This is a genomic window from Hahella sp. CCB-MM4, assembly GCF_002260525.1.
Taxonomy (GTDB): domain Bacteria; phylum Pseudomonadota; class Gammaproteobacteria; order Pseudomonadales; family Oleiphilaceae; genus Hahella.
The window spans coordinates 259,991-273,533 of the sequence record NZ_MRYI01000001.1; the positions used below are offsets into that span (position 1 = coordinate 259,991).

14 protein-coding genes are annotated in these 13,543 nt (G+C 50.5%); 8 read left to right on the forward strand and 6 right to left on the reverse strand.

What is annotated here, in order from left to right; translation table 11 throughout:
- Window positions 1-15: 15 nt before the first annotated feature.
- A complete protein-coding gene (locus BTA51_RS01225) occupies window positions 16-246 on the reverse strand; it encodes a hypothetical protein (protein WP_141215509.1) in 231 nt (76 codons plus the stop codon).
- Window positions 247-488: 242 nt separating this feature from the next.
- Here BTA51_RS01225 and BTA51_RS01230 point away from each other — a divergent pair, with 242 nt between their 5' ends.
- The gene (locus BTA51_RS01230) at window positions 489-1,973 is read left to right on the forward strand and encodes an OmpA family protein (protein ID WP_094705473.1); all 1,485 of its coding nucleotides are present in this window, start codon (window positions 489-491) and stop codon (window positions 1,971-1,973) included.
- 7 nt (window positions 1,974-1,980) lie between these two features.
- Here the strand turns inward: BTA51_RS01230 and BTA51_RS01235 are convergent, their stop codons facing one another.
- Together BTA51_RS01235 and BTA51_RS01240 are read right to left on the reverse strand one after the other, a co-directional pair.
- Window positions 1,981-3,141 (reverse strand): NAD(P)/FAD-dependent oxidoreductase, encoded by a 1,161-nt coding sequence (locus BTA51_RS01235; protein WP_210404738.1) that lies wholly within the window; start codon window positions 3,139-3,141, stop codon window positions 1,981-1,983.
- 86 nt (window positions 3,142-3,227) lie between these two features.
- Window positions 3,228-3,395 (reverse strand): rubredoxin, encoded by a 168-nt coding sequence (locus BTA51_RS01240; protein WP_094705475.1) that lies wholly within the window; start codon window positions 3,393-3,395, stop codon window positions 3,228-3,230.
- Window positions 3,396-3,656: 261 nt separating this feature from the next.
- Between BTA51_RS01240 and BTA51_RS01245 the strand changes: the two genes are divergently transcribed.
- The 6 genes from BTA51_RS01245 (at window position 3,657) to phoR (ending at window position 10,052) form a co-directional block, all read left to right on the forward strand.
- Complete coding sequence (locus BTA51_RS01245) at window positions 3,657-4,214, forward strand: hypoxanthine-guanine phosphoribosyltransferase (protein WP_094705477.1); 558 nt, start codon at window positions 3,657-3,659, stop codon at window positions 4,212-4,214.
- 32 nt (window positions 4,215-4,246) lie between these two features.
- Entirely contained in the window at window positions 4,247-6,214 is a 1,968-nt protein-coding gene (locus BTA51_RS01250) for a monovalent cation:proton antiporter family protein (RefSeq protein WP_094705479.1), read from the forward strand.
- A gap of 56 nt (window positions 6,215-6,270) precedes the next feature.
- On the forward strand, window positions 6,271-6,840 hold the full coding sequence (locus BTA51_RS01255) for a chorismate lyase (RefSeq protein ID WP_210404739.1): 570 nt from the start codon (window positions 6,271-6,273) through the stop codon (window positions 6,838-6,840).
- Between the two features lie 101 nt (window positions 6,841-6,941).
- On the forward strand, window positions 6,942-7,841 hold the full coding sequence (gene ubiA, locus BTA51_RS01260; RefSeq protein ID WP_094705483.1) for a 4-hydroxybenzoate octaprenyltransferase: 900 nt from the start codon (window positions 6,942-6,944) through the stop codon (window positions 7,839-7,841).
- A gap of 127 nt (window positions 7,842-7,968) precedes the next feature.
- On the forward strand, window positions 7,969-8,661 hold the full coding sequence (gene phoB, locus BTA51_RS01265; protein ID WP_094705485.1) for a phosphate regulon transcriptional regulator PhoB: 693 nt from the start codon (window positions 7,969-7,971) through the stop codon (window positions 8,659-8,661).
- A gap of 65 nt (window positions 8,662-8,726) precedes the next feature.
- Window positions 8,727-10,052, forward strand: coding sequence for a phosphate regulon sensor histidine kinase PhoR (gene phoR, locus BTA51_RS01270; protein ID WP_094705487.1), 1,326 nt, complete (start codon window positions 8,727-8,729; stop codon window positions 10,050-10,052).
- A gap of 217 nt (window positions 10,053-10,269) precedes the next feature.
- On the opposite strand, the gene BTA51_RS01275 is transcribed toward phoR, so the two are convergent.
- The 3 genes from BTA51_RS01275 to BTA51_RS01285 form a co-directional block, all read right to left on the reverse strand.
- Entirely contained in the window at window positions 10,270-11,148 is an 879-nt protein-coding gene (locus tag BTA51_RS01275; protein ID WP_094705489.1) for a response regulator, read from the reverse strand.
- Window positions 11,149-11,264: 116 nt separating this feature from the next.
- On the reverse strand, window positions 11,265-12,014 hold the full coding sequence (gene cysZ / locus BTA51_RS01280; RefSeq protein WP_094705491.1) for a sulfate transporter CysZ: 750 nt from the start codon (window positions 12,012-12,014) through the stop codon (window positions 11,265-11,267).
- Between the two features lie 53 nt (window positions 12,015-12,067).
- Window positions 12,068-12,916 (reverse strand): DUF2971 domain-containing protein, encoded by an 849-nt coding sequence (locus BTA51_RS01285; protein ID WP_094705493.1) that lies wholly within the window; start codon window positions 12,914-12,916, stop codon window positions 12,068-12,070.
- 87 nt (window positions 12,917-13,003) lie between these two features.
- Between BTA51_RS01285 and BTA51_RS01290 the strand changes: the two genes are divergently transcribed.
- Window positions 13,004-13,414 (forward strand): VanZ family protein, encoded by a 411-nt coding sequence (locus BTA51_RS01290; protein ID WP_094705495.1) that lies wholly within the window; start codon window positions 13,004-13,006, stop codon window positions 13,412-13,414.
- Window positions 13,415-13,543 lie beyond the last annotated feature (129 nt).

Consider the following 13,543-nt stretch of genomic DNA (forward strand, 5'->3'; position numbering starts at 1 on the left):
AAATGGTATGACGAACTAATTTTCTGATGTTACAAAGTTGACTCTCAGCGCAGCGACCGCACTCATTTCCCATTCAACACGTGGGTTAGTGCTGTACTTTTCGGTGCTGGCTTCCTGTTGAGGAATATCAGATTTTCTTGGTTCATCATCATCTTGCTTAGGATCTTTTGGCCCATATAGTCTGAACAAAAGAGCCATTGCAGATTCCTCCTTTTTGAATAAACGAAGTTTTACAAAAAGCAGCAACTGCCGTCCTGGCATTTCATGATGTGAAGCATGATGATCGGGGCCGAGAAGGATTTGGGGAGATCTGTTTACCCTTTTTACCTGCTAGCATCCTGGCCACAAATTAATAGTGTGTCAGGAACTGACAAATAACAAGCTGGAAATGGAATTCTTAATAAAATTTTTATCCAAACTCAAACTTGCAGCAATGCCACAGCATGCGTAAGTTATTGCAAATTTTAGAATAACGGACCGTCAATCTGATGAAATCAGTACTTCTATCCACCGCTACCTATTTGACCCTCTGTCTGGTTCTGGCTGCCTGTAGCTCAGCTCCTCCCCGTCCAACTTCGCCGCCACCGGGCAATACCCCTGAACAGGTTGAAAAGCTATATCAAGCGCTGGAACAAGCTGAGCAGGAGCAACACAACTTGTTTGCTCCAGAACAATTCAAAGAGATTACCAAGCTCTACCAGAAATCTCTGAACGCCTCCGGCTCCAATTCTGGAGAGGCAGGGAAAATCGCTGGAGCCGGTCTCAACCAGATAGCTGCGCTGCGCGCTTCCAGCCAGGCTGTCGCCTCCAGGATTTCGTCGATCCATGACGCGCGCACAGCGGCTTTGGTGGCAGGCGCAGACTCACTATATCCAACGCAGTTTTCCGAGGCGGACTCCCAACTTCTGGCAACGACCAGCAAGCTTGAGGACGACCTTCAAGCCCAGGCAGACGAGCATGAGCGTCATGCCCTGGAAGAGCTCTATCTCACATTGGAGCTTGATGCGATCAAGAACAGTATTCTCGGTCAAGCGCGCCAGGCGATCCAGTTGGCAACCGTGCGGGAAATCCCCCTGCTGTCACCCTCAACCATGCAAATAGCAACCAGTCATCTGGATAAGGCGACAAGTCTTCTGGATCAGGACCGAACTCAAATCAAGCAAGCGGAAACTGAAGCTTCCGCCGCAATTGCATCAGTAGAGCATGCTGAAGTGCTGGCAGGCTTGATTCAAAAATACGCTGGGCAACCTGATGCATTGGAACAGGTACTGCTATGGCATGAGCAGCAGTTATCAGGAGCGGTTGAACCCATTTTGACCCAGCTTCCATTTAACAAGGGACCTGAAGAGGTCAATGCCACCATCAACCGCAGTCTCAACCAGATCCTGTCTGAAAAACTGGCGCTGCGTCAGGCCTTGACCGAAGCTGAAGCAAGGGAAAGCAGTCTGAAGATTGAATCCGCTGCCACCATGGAAACCCTGAAACATGAGATGGAGCAAAAAGTTTTGGCCGCCCAAATGGAAACCGATGCGGAGAAACGTCGTCACGCGGAGAACCTTCGCCGTTTTGAGTTTGTTCGAAAGCTGTTTGCCATTACCGAAGCAGAGGTTTACCAACAGGGACAGAACGTCCTGATCCGCGCCTATGGCTTCAAATTCAACTCCGGCTCCAGCGAAATCGAACAGGAAAACCTGCCTCTGATAAATAAAATCATTGATGCGATTGAAGTCTTTCCAGATGCGGGAATTCAGGTTTCCGGTCATACGGATAACCGGGGAGATGAGTTACTGAATAAGCGACTTTCTGAAGAGCGTGCAGCCAATGTCGGAGAGTTTATTGCGAACGTTGGCAAAATCACACCAGAAAAGATAACAACACAAGGTTATGGTCCAAGCAGACCTGTGGCATCCAATGACAACGCCGACGGTCGCGCAGCCAACCGTCGGGTAGAGGTTCTGATCGTCAACGAATAACTGACGATCAGGAATGAATGGGCGCCAGCTCTTTAGCTAGCGCCTGTTTTTCCGGCACTTTGGCACCAGTCACTGCGAACCCCAACAGCTGCTTGTCAGGACCACGAAACAGAGCTTTGACATCCAGATCATTGTCCTTCTCAATTTCCCAGCCACCTTCAGCATCTGCCGGAGGTGGACAAACGGCAACAGGGCAAGCCGGAGTTTTAACAATCACGGGCATGACTCCGTATGCCACTTCCGACCTTTCCCCAGACAAGGTTTTTGCCAGCGCTCTGGCACAGGCCATCAGTGGCAGCACATACAACAGGACATAACCATCCACTTCGGCACAATCACCCATGGCATAGATATCAGGCGCACTGGTTTCAAGAGCGCGATTTGTCACAATTCCCTTATCACAAATAAGACCTGCTTGCCTGGCCAGTGCAGTCCGTGGACGCAGACCAACCGCAGACAGCACCATATCAGCCTCAACCCGGTCGCCATTATCCAAGACCAACTCAATACCCTCGCCACTGGCGTTGACTTCTGAGGCAAAACGACCAAGCCTGAAGGAAATCCCTTGCTGCTCCAGACCCAGTTTGACGGCCTCCGCCGCCGCATCAGGCAGCAGCGTCGGCAATACTGTCATAGAAGGTGCAATGACCTCCACCTGATAGCCTCCCTGGACCAGATCATTCGCAAACTCACATCCGATCAGACCCGCTCCAAGAATGACGATGCGCTTTTTATTCTCCAGTTCCTGACGAATGGCCCGGTAATCCATCAGATCATTCACTGATCTCACCCGGCTGACGGCATTCCCTTTTAAATCCAGATGTATGACGTCAGCTCCCCAGGCCAGAACAAGTTTCTTGTAGGGAAGGGCTTCGTCGCCGATCCAAAGAACCTTATCGTTCGAATCTATGCCGGTAATGGTTGTATGAGTTCGCACCTCAATGTTGAGCTGCTCCGCCATTTTTCCAGGGTCGGCCATAGATAGATCATCCGCCGATTTACCCTTGGCAAACCCGTTTGACAACATGGGTTTGGAATAGGAATGACCGTCATCGGCCGTGATCATCAGTACCCGGGATTCCTTGTCGAGTTTGCGAAACTCCCGAGCCAGGGAATAGCCCCCCAAACCGGTACCAATAATGACGATAGGTGTATCTGTCAAAGCCATAACCTTTCCTGTGGCGGATTAAATTTACTTATCTGTATGAGTGTCTTCAGGCGTGGGCCTTCATCACCGGATAACCGACAAACGGCTCACCCGATTTCAATCATTTCGAAATCTTCTTTGCCAACTCCGCAATCAGGGCAAACCCAATCCTCGGGCACATCCTCCCAACGGGTGCCTGGAGCAATACCATCCTCCGGCCATCCTTGAGCTTCATCATAAATCAATCCACAAACCACACATTGCCATTTACGCATGCTTCTTACCCTGTTAATACCTAGGATCCAATAAAAAAGGCATTTATACGGGCTGAGGTTACGGAGTTCAAGTCAATCTGGCTATACTATGCGTCTTTAAAATCAGTGTTGGCTCTGAAAAGAGTGCAGGAAGCTGCCCGAACAGTCTCCTCGAACAGAGAAGCATCAGAAAGCGAAACGCGGGCTGGCGCACCACGCTGTCACGACTTTCAGCACCAAGGCTGCTAAATACTTCAATACATAAGAGTACGAAACCGAGCAATGGCACAAACCACTGAAAACATGCAACAGGTCCTCGACGAAGCAGATTGCCTGCATTCCCAAGAGGAGGTTGAAAAGGCTATTACCAACATGGCAGCGGCTATCACAGATAAGCTGTCGGACAAAAATCCGATCGTTTACTGTGTCATGACCGGTGGTCTGATATTTTCAGGTAAGCTGTTGCCCTTGCTGAACTTCCCTCTGGAACTGAGCTACATTCACGCCACCCGCTATAGGATGCAGACCACTGGCGGTATCCTTGACTGGAAAGTTGAGCCCACCGAAAGCCTGGAAGGCCGGACGGTGCTGATTTTGGATGATATTCTGGATGAAGGCACGACACTCAAAGCGATCACCGAATATTGCCAGCAGCGTGGCGCCAAGGAAGTGTATTCCGGGGTTCTGGTAGACAAAATGCATGACCGCAAATCCTATCCCGGCCAGAAATGTGATTTTACCGGTATCGAAGTTATCGACCGTTATCTTTTCGGTTACGGCATGGATTACAAAGGGTATTGGCGCAATGCCCCCGGTATTTATGCAGTAAAAGGGCTATAACTTTCTCCCGTTGACAGGATTACCACACAGGTATGCACGACGCCGGTCTTGGACAATTTCTGCTACTGATCACTGCGGCAGTCATCGTATCTTCCGCATTCCGGCGCATCAAAATCCCTCCTGTGCTGGCCTACTTGACCGTAGGTCTTGCTGTCGGACCATCAGCCCTGGGCTGGGTCAGTGATCTGGACCAGATCCAGATACTGGCCGAGTTTGGTGTGGTTTTCCTGCTGTTTTCTTTGGGGCTTGAGTTTTCTCTCGCCAAAATGCTCGCCCTGCGCAAAGTGGTCTTCGGTCTCGGAGGATGGCAGGTAGCCATCAGTAGCTTACTGGTCTATGGCATTGCATTGCTGTTCAACGCCAGTCAGGAAGAAGCCATTATTGTGGCAGGAGCCCTGGCCCTCTCCTCAACCGCGGTGGTCAGCAAGGAACTGGTCAACCGTAATGAGCTGGGACAATCTCACGGGATTCTTTCCATGGGCGTGCTCCTGTTTCAGGACCTCGCAGCAGTGATCTTTCTTATTCTGGTCCCCTTTCTGGCCGGGGAAAGCGATTCGTCTTTTCTGCTCGCACTAGCCATAACTCTTGGCAAAGGACTGCTGCTGTTTGCGTTGATGCTGGCTTTGGGCAAATACCTCCTTCCCGTCCTGTTCAACGAGGTGGCCAAGGCCCGCTCGGACGAGCTCTTTGTGCTGACGGTGCTGATGGTGTCGCTGCTGGCGGCAGCCCTCACCCACAGCTTTGGGCTATCCATGGCGCTGGGGGCGTTTATCGCCGGCATGATGCTTTCGGAAACTCACTATAAACATCAGATTGAGGCAGACATACGCCCATTTCGGGATCTTCTTCTGGGTCTGTTCTTTATCAGCGTCGGCATGATCGTAGATTTTTCCGAGGTTCTGCGTAACTGGCATTGGATACTATTGTTCACTTTCCTGCTGATAGCCCTGAAATCCCTGATTATCGGATTATTGGCCTTTCGGTTTCGGCGAGATCTCCCGACCGCCATTAAAACCGGACTGTATCTGGCTCAAGGCGGTGAGTTCGGTTTTGCTCTGTTCGCTTTGGGCGAGCGTCATGGGATCGTTTCCAAACAGTTTGGAGCCATCGTCATCTCAACGGTTATTCTGAGTATCACTCTGACTCCCGCCCTGGTAGCACTGGCACGCAAGCTCAGCTCAAAAACACCGAAAGTCGAATCCAGCAGCCGGGAAGCAAGAATCGATTCCATTACAGATGCCTGTGCTGAGCTGGAAAATCATGCAATCGTTTGCGGATTTGGTCGCGTAGGGCAAATGGTGGCCCGCTTCCTGAGACAAAGCCATTCACCACTGGTGGCTATCGACAATGATGCAGTCCGGGTCAAGGAGGCTAGCGCCGCAGGAGAGCCGATACACTACGGAGATTCCCGCCGGGCGGATATTCTCAAGGCTCTGGGTTTGAGTCGGGCGCGACTCCTGATCATCACCTACAACGATGTGGATAAGAGCCTGAAGGTGATTCAACAGGTGCGTGAGGAAAATATCGACGTCCCTATCCTCGTGCGCACTACCGACGACAGTCAGGTTGAGCGACTCAAAGAGGCCGGAGCAACCGAAGTCGTGCCCGAAATTCTCGAAGCAGGATTAATGCTGGTAAGTCAGGTGATGGCATTAATGGGAACTTCCCCCAGAACGATTCACCGGCAGATCGAAGAAGCCCGACGCAATCGCTACAAGCTCCTGCATGGCTATTATCCTGGAGTGAACTCACAATTGCTTAATGCAGAAGGGGTGCCTTTGGAAAAACTCCATGCGGTCACCCTGCCTGAAGGCGCTTATGCCTGCCACAAGTCCCTGGCTAACCTGAAACTCGGAGAGTGCGTCATAGACTGCGTCCACAGGGACAAAGAGGAACTGACTCCGCAGCAGATTCTGGAACTTCAGCCAGGAGATACGTTAATTCTGCATGGATCAGCCCAACAGGTGGAACAGGCAGAGAATAAATTGCTGGGTGGATGAATTTTGCCATCAGTTTCCGTAACATAGCCGCCTCTCCGCCCGATTTTGTGGATCCTATGTTTGTTGAAGAACAGTTACGCCAGTTACACTGGCATCACTTCCAAAGAGTCCCCCAACATGTCTTGCCTTCTCCCTGGCGTGATTGGGTGCTGGACAGAGGTTCGCTGACCAAGCGCCTGATAGAGACCAGCGACGGCGATTTCCGGGTGGAGGTGATCAGTCAGCGGAACGGGTTTCCATTACCCACAGAGTTGGAGGCTTTGGGCCTGACTCAGCGTCAATCCTGCATTATCAGGGAAGTGGCCTTGATTTGCTTCGATCAGCCCTGGGTTTACGCACGGAGCATCGTTCCCAATGCAACGCTATCAGGATCGGCACGGCGTCTGGCGCATCTTGGAAACAAACCTCTTGGAGCGTTTCTGTTTAACGCCCCCGACATGGAGCGAGGCCCCCTGGAACTCACTCAGTACCACAACCTGTTCAAAGGCGAGTTGATTCCAGGTGAACCTCTTTCCGGCTGGGGTCGGCGCTCAGTCTTTTACCTTGGTGACAAACCTTTGCTGGTCTGCGAATTCTTTACCCCGCGTATCATCAGCCACGAACAATGCCAGGAAGCCGAAACCTGACAGACAGGCAAAATCCATTAATATTTAAAAATTGAAGCAGAGTTGCTTAAACTACAGTCACGACTCATCTTTCCATTGATTTCGGTTTTCTACCAATAATTATGGCTTCAGCACCCGAGACTCAGATCGCAAAACCTGCCAAAGCAGCACATTGGCAAACTTACCTACAACTTATGCGGGTAGATCGACCTATCGGCATTTATCTTGTTCTTTGGCCCACGCTCTGGGCACTTTGGGCTGCGGCCAAGGGCATTCCCTCCATTAAGAATCTGGTGATCTTCACCGTCGGAACCTTCCTCATGCGCTCGGCAGGCTGCGTTATCAATGATTTTGCCGACCGTCGTCTTGACGGATATGTGGAAAGAACCAAAAACCGGCCGTTGGCTACCGGCAAGGTATCCTCCAAAGAAGCCTTGATACTGTTTGTGGCGCTGCTGGGAATGGCATTTATTCTGGTTCTGTTTACCAATATTTTTACCATCCTTCTGGCTTTCGGTGGGGCAGCGCTGGCATCGGTTTATCCTTTCATGAAGCGCCACACCCACCTGCCACAGGTTGTGCTTGGAGCGGCATTTGCCTGGGCCATACCGATGGCATTCGCAGCGGAAATCAATACGCTTCCTGAAGAAGTGTGGCTGCTTTACACCGCCACAGTGGTGTGGACAGTAGCCTATGACACCATGTATGCCATGGTGGATCGTAATGACGATATAAAAATCGGGATCAAATCCACCGCCATTCTTTTTGGGGACGCTGACAAAATCATCGTTGCGATTCTCCAGGTAATGACACTGGCAATCCTTGCGATCGTGGGCCAGCGCCTTGAACTGGGCGTCTTTTATACCTTGGGACTGATTGTTGCTGCAGTTCTCTTTGTCTATCAGCAACACTTGATCCGGTATCGTGACCGCGACCAGTGCTTTAAAGCTTTTCTCAATAATAACTGGGTCGGCATGGCAATTTTTATTGGCCTGGTGGTGGACTATCTGGTGCTCCAATAACCAACTCCCGGAGCATTCTCCATGACAAAAAAGACACATTTGTCGGCACCTGTCATATACTTGTAACAAATCACCGTTGTAATAATCCGGCAACAGTTTTCTGACGGTATTTAATAGGTGTTTTTGCATGGCCAGCAAACAAGTACTCATAGTGGATGATGAGCCTGCGATCCGGGAAATGATCGCCGTCGCACTCGAGATGGCAGATTACGACTATCTGGAGGCGGGAGATGCCCGGGAGGCCCACTCTCTGATCGTAGATCAGAAACCTGACCTGATTCTTCTGGACTGGATGCTACCCGGTGTCAGCGGCATTGAATTTGCGCGACGTCTGAAACGGGATCAAAGCACATCCGAAATTCCTCTGATCATGCTGACAGCTAAAACAGAAGAGGATAATAAAATTCAGGGATTGGAAGTCGGCGCAGACGACTACATCACCAAACCCTTCTCCCCTCGTGAACTCGTCGCCCGCCTGAAAGCCGTACTTCGCCGTACAGCCGTCCAGGGAATGGAAACCCCCATTGAGGTTGACGGCCTGAAACTGGACCCTGTCTGCCATCGCGTTACCGCTAGTGGCGATGCTCTGAACATGGGCCCCACCGAATATAAATTGCTACAGTTCTTTATGACACACCAGGAACGTGTATATACTCGCGGTCAATTGCTGGACCAGGTATGGGGTGGTAACGTGTATGTCGAAGAGCGCACGGTGGATGTGCACATTCGAAGACTGCGCAAAGCTCTGGAGCCCCATCACGATCATCTGGTTCAGACCGTGCGGGGAACCGGCTATCGCTTTTCCACCAAAGCGCCGTAGTCCAGCCGTTGTTATAACAGGCTGACCGCGAAACACGAGCGTTAAGACGACCGAACAATATCTATATGAATAGAAAAGCAAGTCACTACATCCGCCTGGTGTTGATGTGTCTTGCCTTTGCCTTTGTACTGGGTCTGGTCATTGGTGAAGTTGCCTGGACACTGGTAGTCGTACTCGGGGGCTACATCTGTTGGACGCTCTATCAGGCTTTCCGCCTGCATTCCTGGCTATACCAGAGCGAAATCACTATCCCGCCTGAGGGCTCCGGACTTTGGGGTGAAATTTTCGACGGCATCCATCGTCTGCAAAAAGACCACTATCGCTCCCGGGACCGCCTTCAGGCAATGATTAACCGGATCCAGGAATCCACCAATGCTCTGCGTGATGCCGTGGTCATGACCGACAGCATGGGCGCCATGGACTGGTGGAATCAGGCCGCCGACCGCATGTTGGGATTCAAGCATCCCACGGACCGTGGCCAGTTGATTTATAACCTGATCCGCACCCCTATATTCAAGCGCTATTTCAGTTCCAAAAAATACCAGGAACCATTGCTGATCAATGCCCCCAACAACCCCAATATCAAACTGCAGGTGCAGATCACGCTGTTCGGGGAAGATGATCGTCTGATCATGGTGCAGGATGTCACTCGCCTGTATCGCCTGGAACAAATGCGAAGAGACTTCGTTTCCAATGTGTCCCACGAACTTCGCACACCTCTGACCGTGATCACCGGATATCTGGAAACACTGATCGATAATGCAGATTCGTTACCGGAACGCTGGCGCCGGCCGCTTAGACAAATGGAACAACAATCCCAGCGGATGGAAGCTCTGGTCAATGACCTGTTGCTATTGTCCAAAATCGAAAATGACGGCCAGAATTTCGTACAAAAGGACGTGGATATCCAGCGCATTCTGCACACCATTTGCCATGATGCCCGCTCCCTGAATACGGAGAAGCAGCACCGCATCAATTTGGAAATCGCCTCCGAAGCCCACCTGAAGGGCAATACCACTCAATTACAGAGTGCATTTTCCAACATCCTGCTGAATGCCGTGAAATACACGCCGGCCAATGGAGAAATTAACGTCCGTTGGTATGAGGACGACAAAGGTGTACATTTTTCAGTACAAGATACCGGAATCGGCATCGATCCCGAGCATATCCCACGGCTGACAGAACGCTTCTATCGCGCGGACCCTTCAAGAGCCTCTGAAACTGGCGGTACCGGACTGGGACTGGCCATCGTCAAACATGTTCTGATCAATCATGAAGGAGAGCTGGAGATCCAAAGCCGTATTGGACAAGGAAGTGTATTTATCTGTCACTTCCCAATAAAACGGGTCATTCAGTCAGACCACTCAGAAACTTCCACAGCAGCGGAATAGCTTTTGATCTTTAAGCCCAATAGCTTTCGATCTTTAGCAACAATAGATTCGAACTCTGGTCAGAATGGATTTCGACGAGAAGATTAAGGCCCTTCCTTACCACCCCAGGAACTTGTGGAAGAGGGCTATTGATAAACCCAGACAAGCCAAGACTTGCTCGACTTGAATAGCACTGTGTTGATTAATAGTACTGTGTTAATTAATAGCTCTGTGTTGATTAGAAGCTGGCGATGAACTTCGACAATGACGCCATTTTGTCCGGATCTTCGTCTACAAAACGAATCACCAGACTGATAAAGTCCGTATCCACCCGTTTTTCAACCGCCTGCAACATATGTACATAGCCGTTGATTCGCTCGATCGTTCCACCTTCAGATACTTCAATATCCACTACTGCTGGATCAAGTATCATCGGGAAACGTTCACCACGTCTGGCGACCACTTTCACTTCATTCAACGTTATGGACTTAATGACGCAGGGTAGGTTGAAGTCAGCAAAGCGGATTTGCGCCAGCGCCTTTTTGCTAGCTGCTGAGACTGTTTTTTCTGCGGCGGGTTTGGCAGAGTCCCCGGTCAACAAAGCGGCACTACCGGTCAGAGAGGCTTCAGTGACTTTAGGTGCCGGACTCTGCTTGGCTTTATCTGATGCTCCTGTCAGCACACTGGCGGAGTCTCCGCCAAGTGTGGAAGAAGAGGATTGTGGAGAACGAGCTTGTTTTAGTTTCTTGCCGATCTGCTTAACCACTTTCTGGGCTAGCATTTCAGGGCTGAAAGGCTTGGAGAGATAGTCGGAAACGCCTTCCTGCACAGCCTCAACCACATGGCCGCGGTCTCCCCGGCTGGTCACCATCACAAAGGGCACCTTCTGATAGGTCTCATGCTTACGCGCCCACTGCAACAGCTCCAGACCGGACATTTCCGGCATTTCCCAGTCGCAAAGAATCAGATCATAATGAGTCTTGCTCATCATAAACTGTGCCTTACGCCCGTTAATGGCCTCCTCCACTTTGGCATCAGGAAAATAGGTGCGCATGGAACGCTTAACCATATCCCTCACAAAACTGGCGTCATCCACAATTAATACTTTTACTGACATGCCTTAACTACGTCCGCTCGGTTGATCACTGTTGTTATTAAAAACGATCGTTCTTTAACACTTCCGGATAGTTTAAGGCTAGACCGATTCGAGCAGAATTGCACGAAATCAAACGGTTACGCCTTGTCTTTAAGTTTACCTTCCGCTTGGAGCCAGAATTTCACTCCACCGGCCACGCTCGCCTGCATAGAGACCAGATTCAAGATCGGAACCAGAGTACAACCCCAGGAAATTAAACCAAACCCCAGAGTTCTGGCGCGATTCTGGCGCATGAAGGTTTTAAGTTCATCAATCGATTTTCCATGGGTATCCGCAGGGTAGTCGAGGAATTCAAGTGCCATCGTCCAACTTGAGAATATTGCCCAGAGGAAGGGCGTGGCCGCATTAACCGGCGGAATAAATCCTAGGATAAACAACCCCAGTGCCCGAGGTAAATAATAGAGCAGCTTGGCAATTTCACGGCCAACGCTCCGCGGAATAGATTTGATCACCTGGGACCAAGGAGTATCTTCACTCACCTGCTGGCCGGTTAGACGACGTTCAACCTGCTCCGCCAGTAATCCGTAAAAGGGAGCCCCTATTAATGTCGCGACGAACACGAAGGCATAAGCCACCAGCAGAATAACCAGAAACGCAAACACCACCCATAAGAACCAGCGTAAAAATGCCAGCCATTCCCAATCTGGGAGCCAGCTCAGCAAGCCATCAACCCAACCGGAAAAATAATGGCCCAACAAAGCAATAAAACCGAAAAAAACCAACGTATTGATGATTAACGGTATGATCACAAATAATCGCAGTTTGGGTTCACGTATCAGTTTAAAACCGTCAACTACATCCTCAATGCCCGTCATAAAAGGCTTCATACATCATCCTTCGGAACTTAATTTGAATTCTCTAGAGGTTTAGCCACAAGGACCTACGAGTCCCAGGCTACCCGGTGAAACAGGAAACGTACCGGGTCCTTTTCCAAACACCATAGTTTGACATGGCGATACCGCATATCCAAGTGAATGGCCGAGACGATATGCTCTATCTCTTCGGGAGGGGTAAAACAACCGAACACAATGCCGGTGAGTGCGCTATGGGGAAAGTGAAACAAACCAAGCGATCTTCCCAAAGCATCCTGACTGGTCTTACTGGCGGCAGTCATGAGTCTCACCAGGCGCCACTCACCCTCCTGACTGAACACTGAAGACTTTCGGAACAGCGGTCGAAAACGCTGGGTAAATGCTGAAGATGTGGCTACTTCATGGGTATCCATTGGACGCTCTGCCGAATAACCGACAGCAGCAAAGTATTGGGGATGAGATTCATAGGTGGTTGCCCTCAGTTGCGCAGCATCCACATCAAGTTCGAATGCCATTCCTCGATGCTGACCACCTTGAGCCCACCATAACTCAGGGCTTTGGATATGCTCATAAAGACTGCCTACTGCCAGCTTCTGTTGCATAACGACATCCACATACTGGGGCACCGCCCGACGCCGCCCCTGCATGGCCGCTTCAATTTCCTGGCGCCGCCCAACCGCTTCCTGGACAAAATAATCAAAGCTTACGATGCTGCGAATGTCTTCAGACAGACTCTGATACTGACGCTTGAGTTCATTTTGAAACTCGGTTTCTGAAATTGGCGCCTGTTCAGGCATATGGGTATTAATCGCCGGATCGAGGAAGGGATCCTGTAAATCATGCATGGCAACCAACGGCAGCTTGCCCTCGCGCAGAACTCTTAAACTTAGTTCATTGGTAAATAGATATAACTTCACCGGGAAACCATGTAACCTTTGTTGGATTCCTAACCCCTGAATTCAACTATAGACAACCATCACCTGTTCATAGACAACGATCGCCTCATGCAGAACCTTGTAGACAACTTCCGTCAACGCCTTCACCTGTTGGGAGACACCCGTTGGGCTGCATGGTTGGTATATGCTCTTTTGGCTGCGGGATATGTCTCAGCCATTGTCCCGGTTGAGTATACGCCAGTCGCCACCATCAATGACAAGCTGGTTCATATCACTGCCTTTATCGGGTTATATTCCCTATTACGAATTACCCACCCACGACGCTCTGTCCTGGTACTGGCGGGTTACATGCTGGCCTACGGCCTGGCGGTGGAAATCCATCAATGGTTTCTGCCTTACAGAAGCTTCAGTATTGCCGACCTGCTGGCAGACGCCCTTGGCATCGTCATCGGTTTCTATCTGACCCAATGGCTGCTGAAAACGTCCCCGATATCCTCCCGTACTGATACCTCTGCTTAATTGCCATTAAAGGTCAGTCACGTATAATACGCGCCAAATTGGTTACATCGCCTGGAAACACCAATAACAATGCTGCACCTGATGCACATCCAGCCTGATTGTCTTGAAGTCAGACAAACCTCCACACGG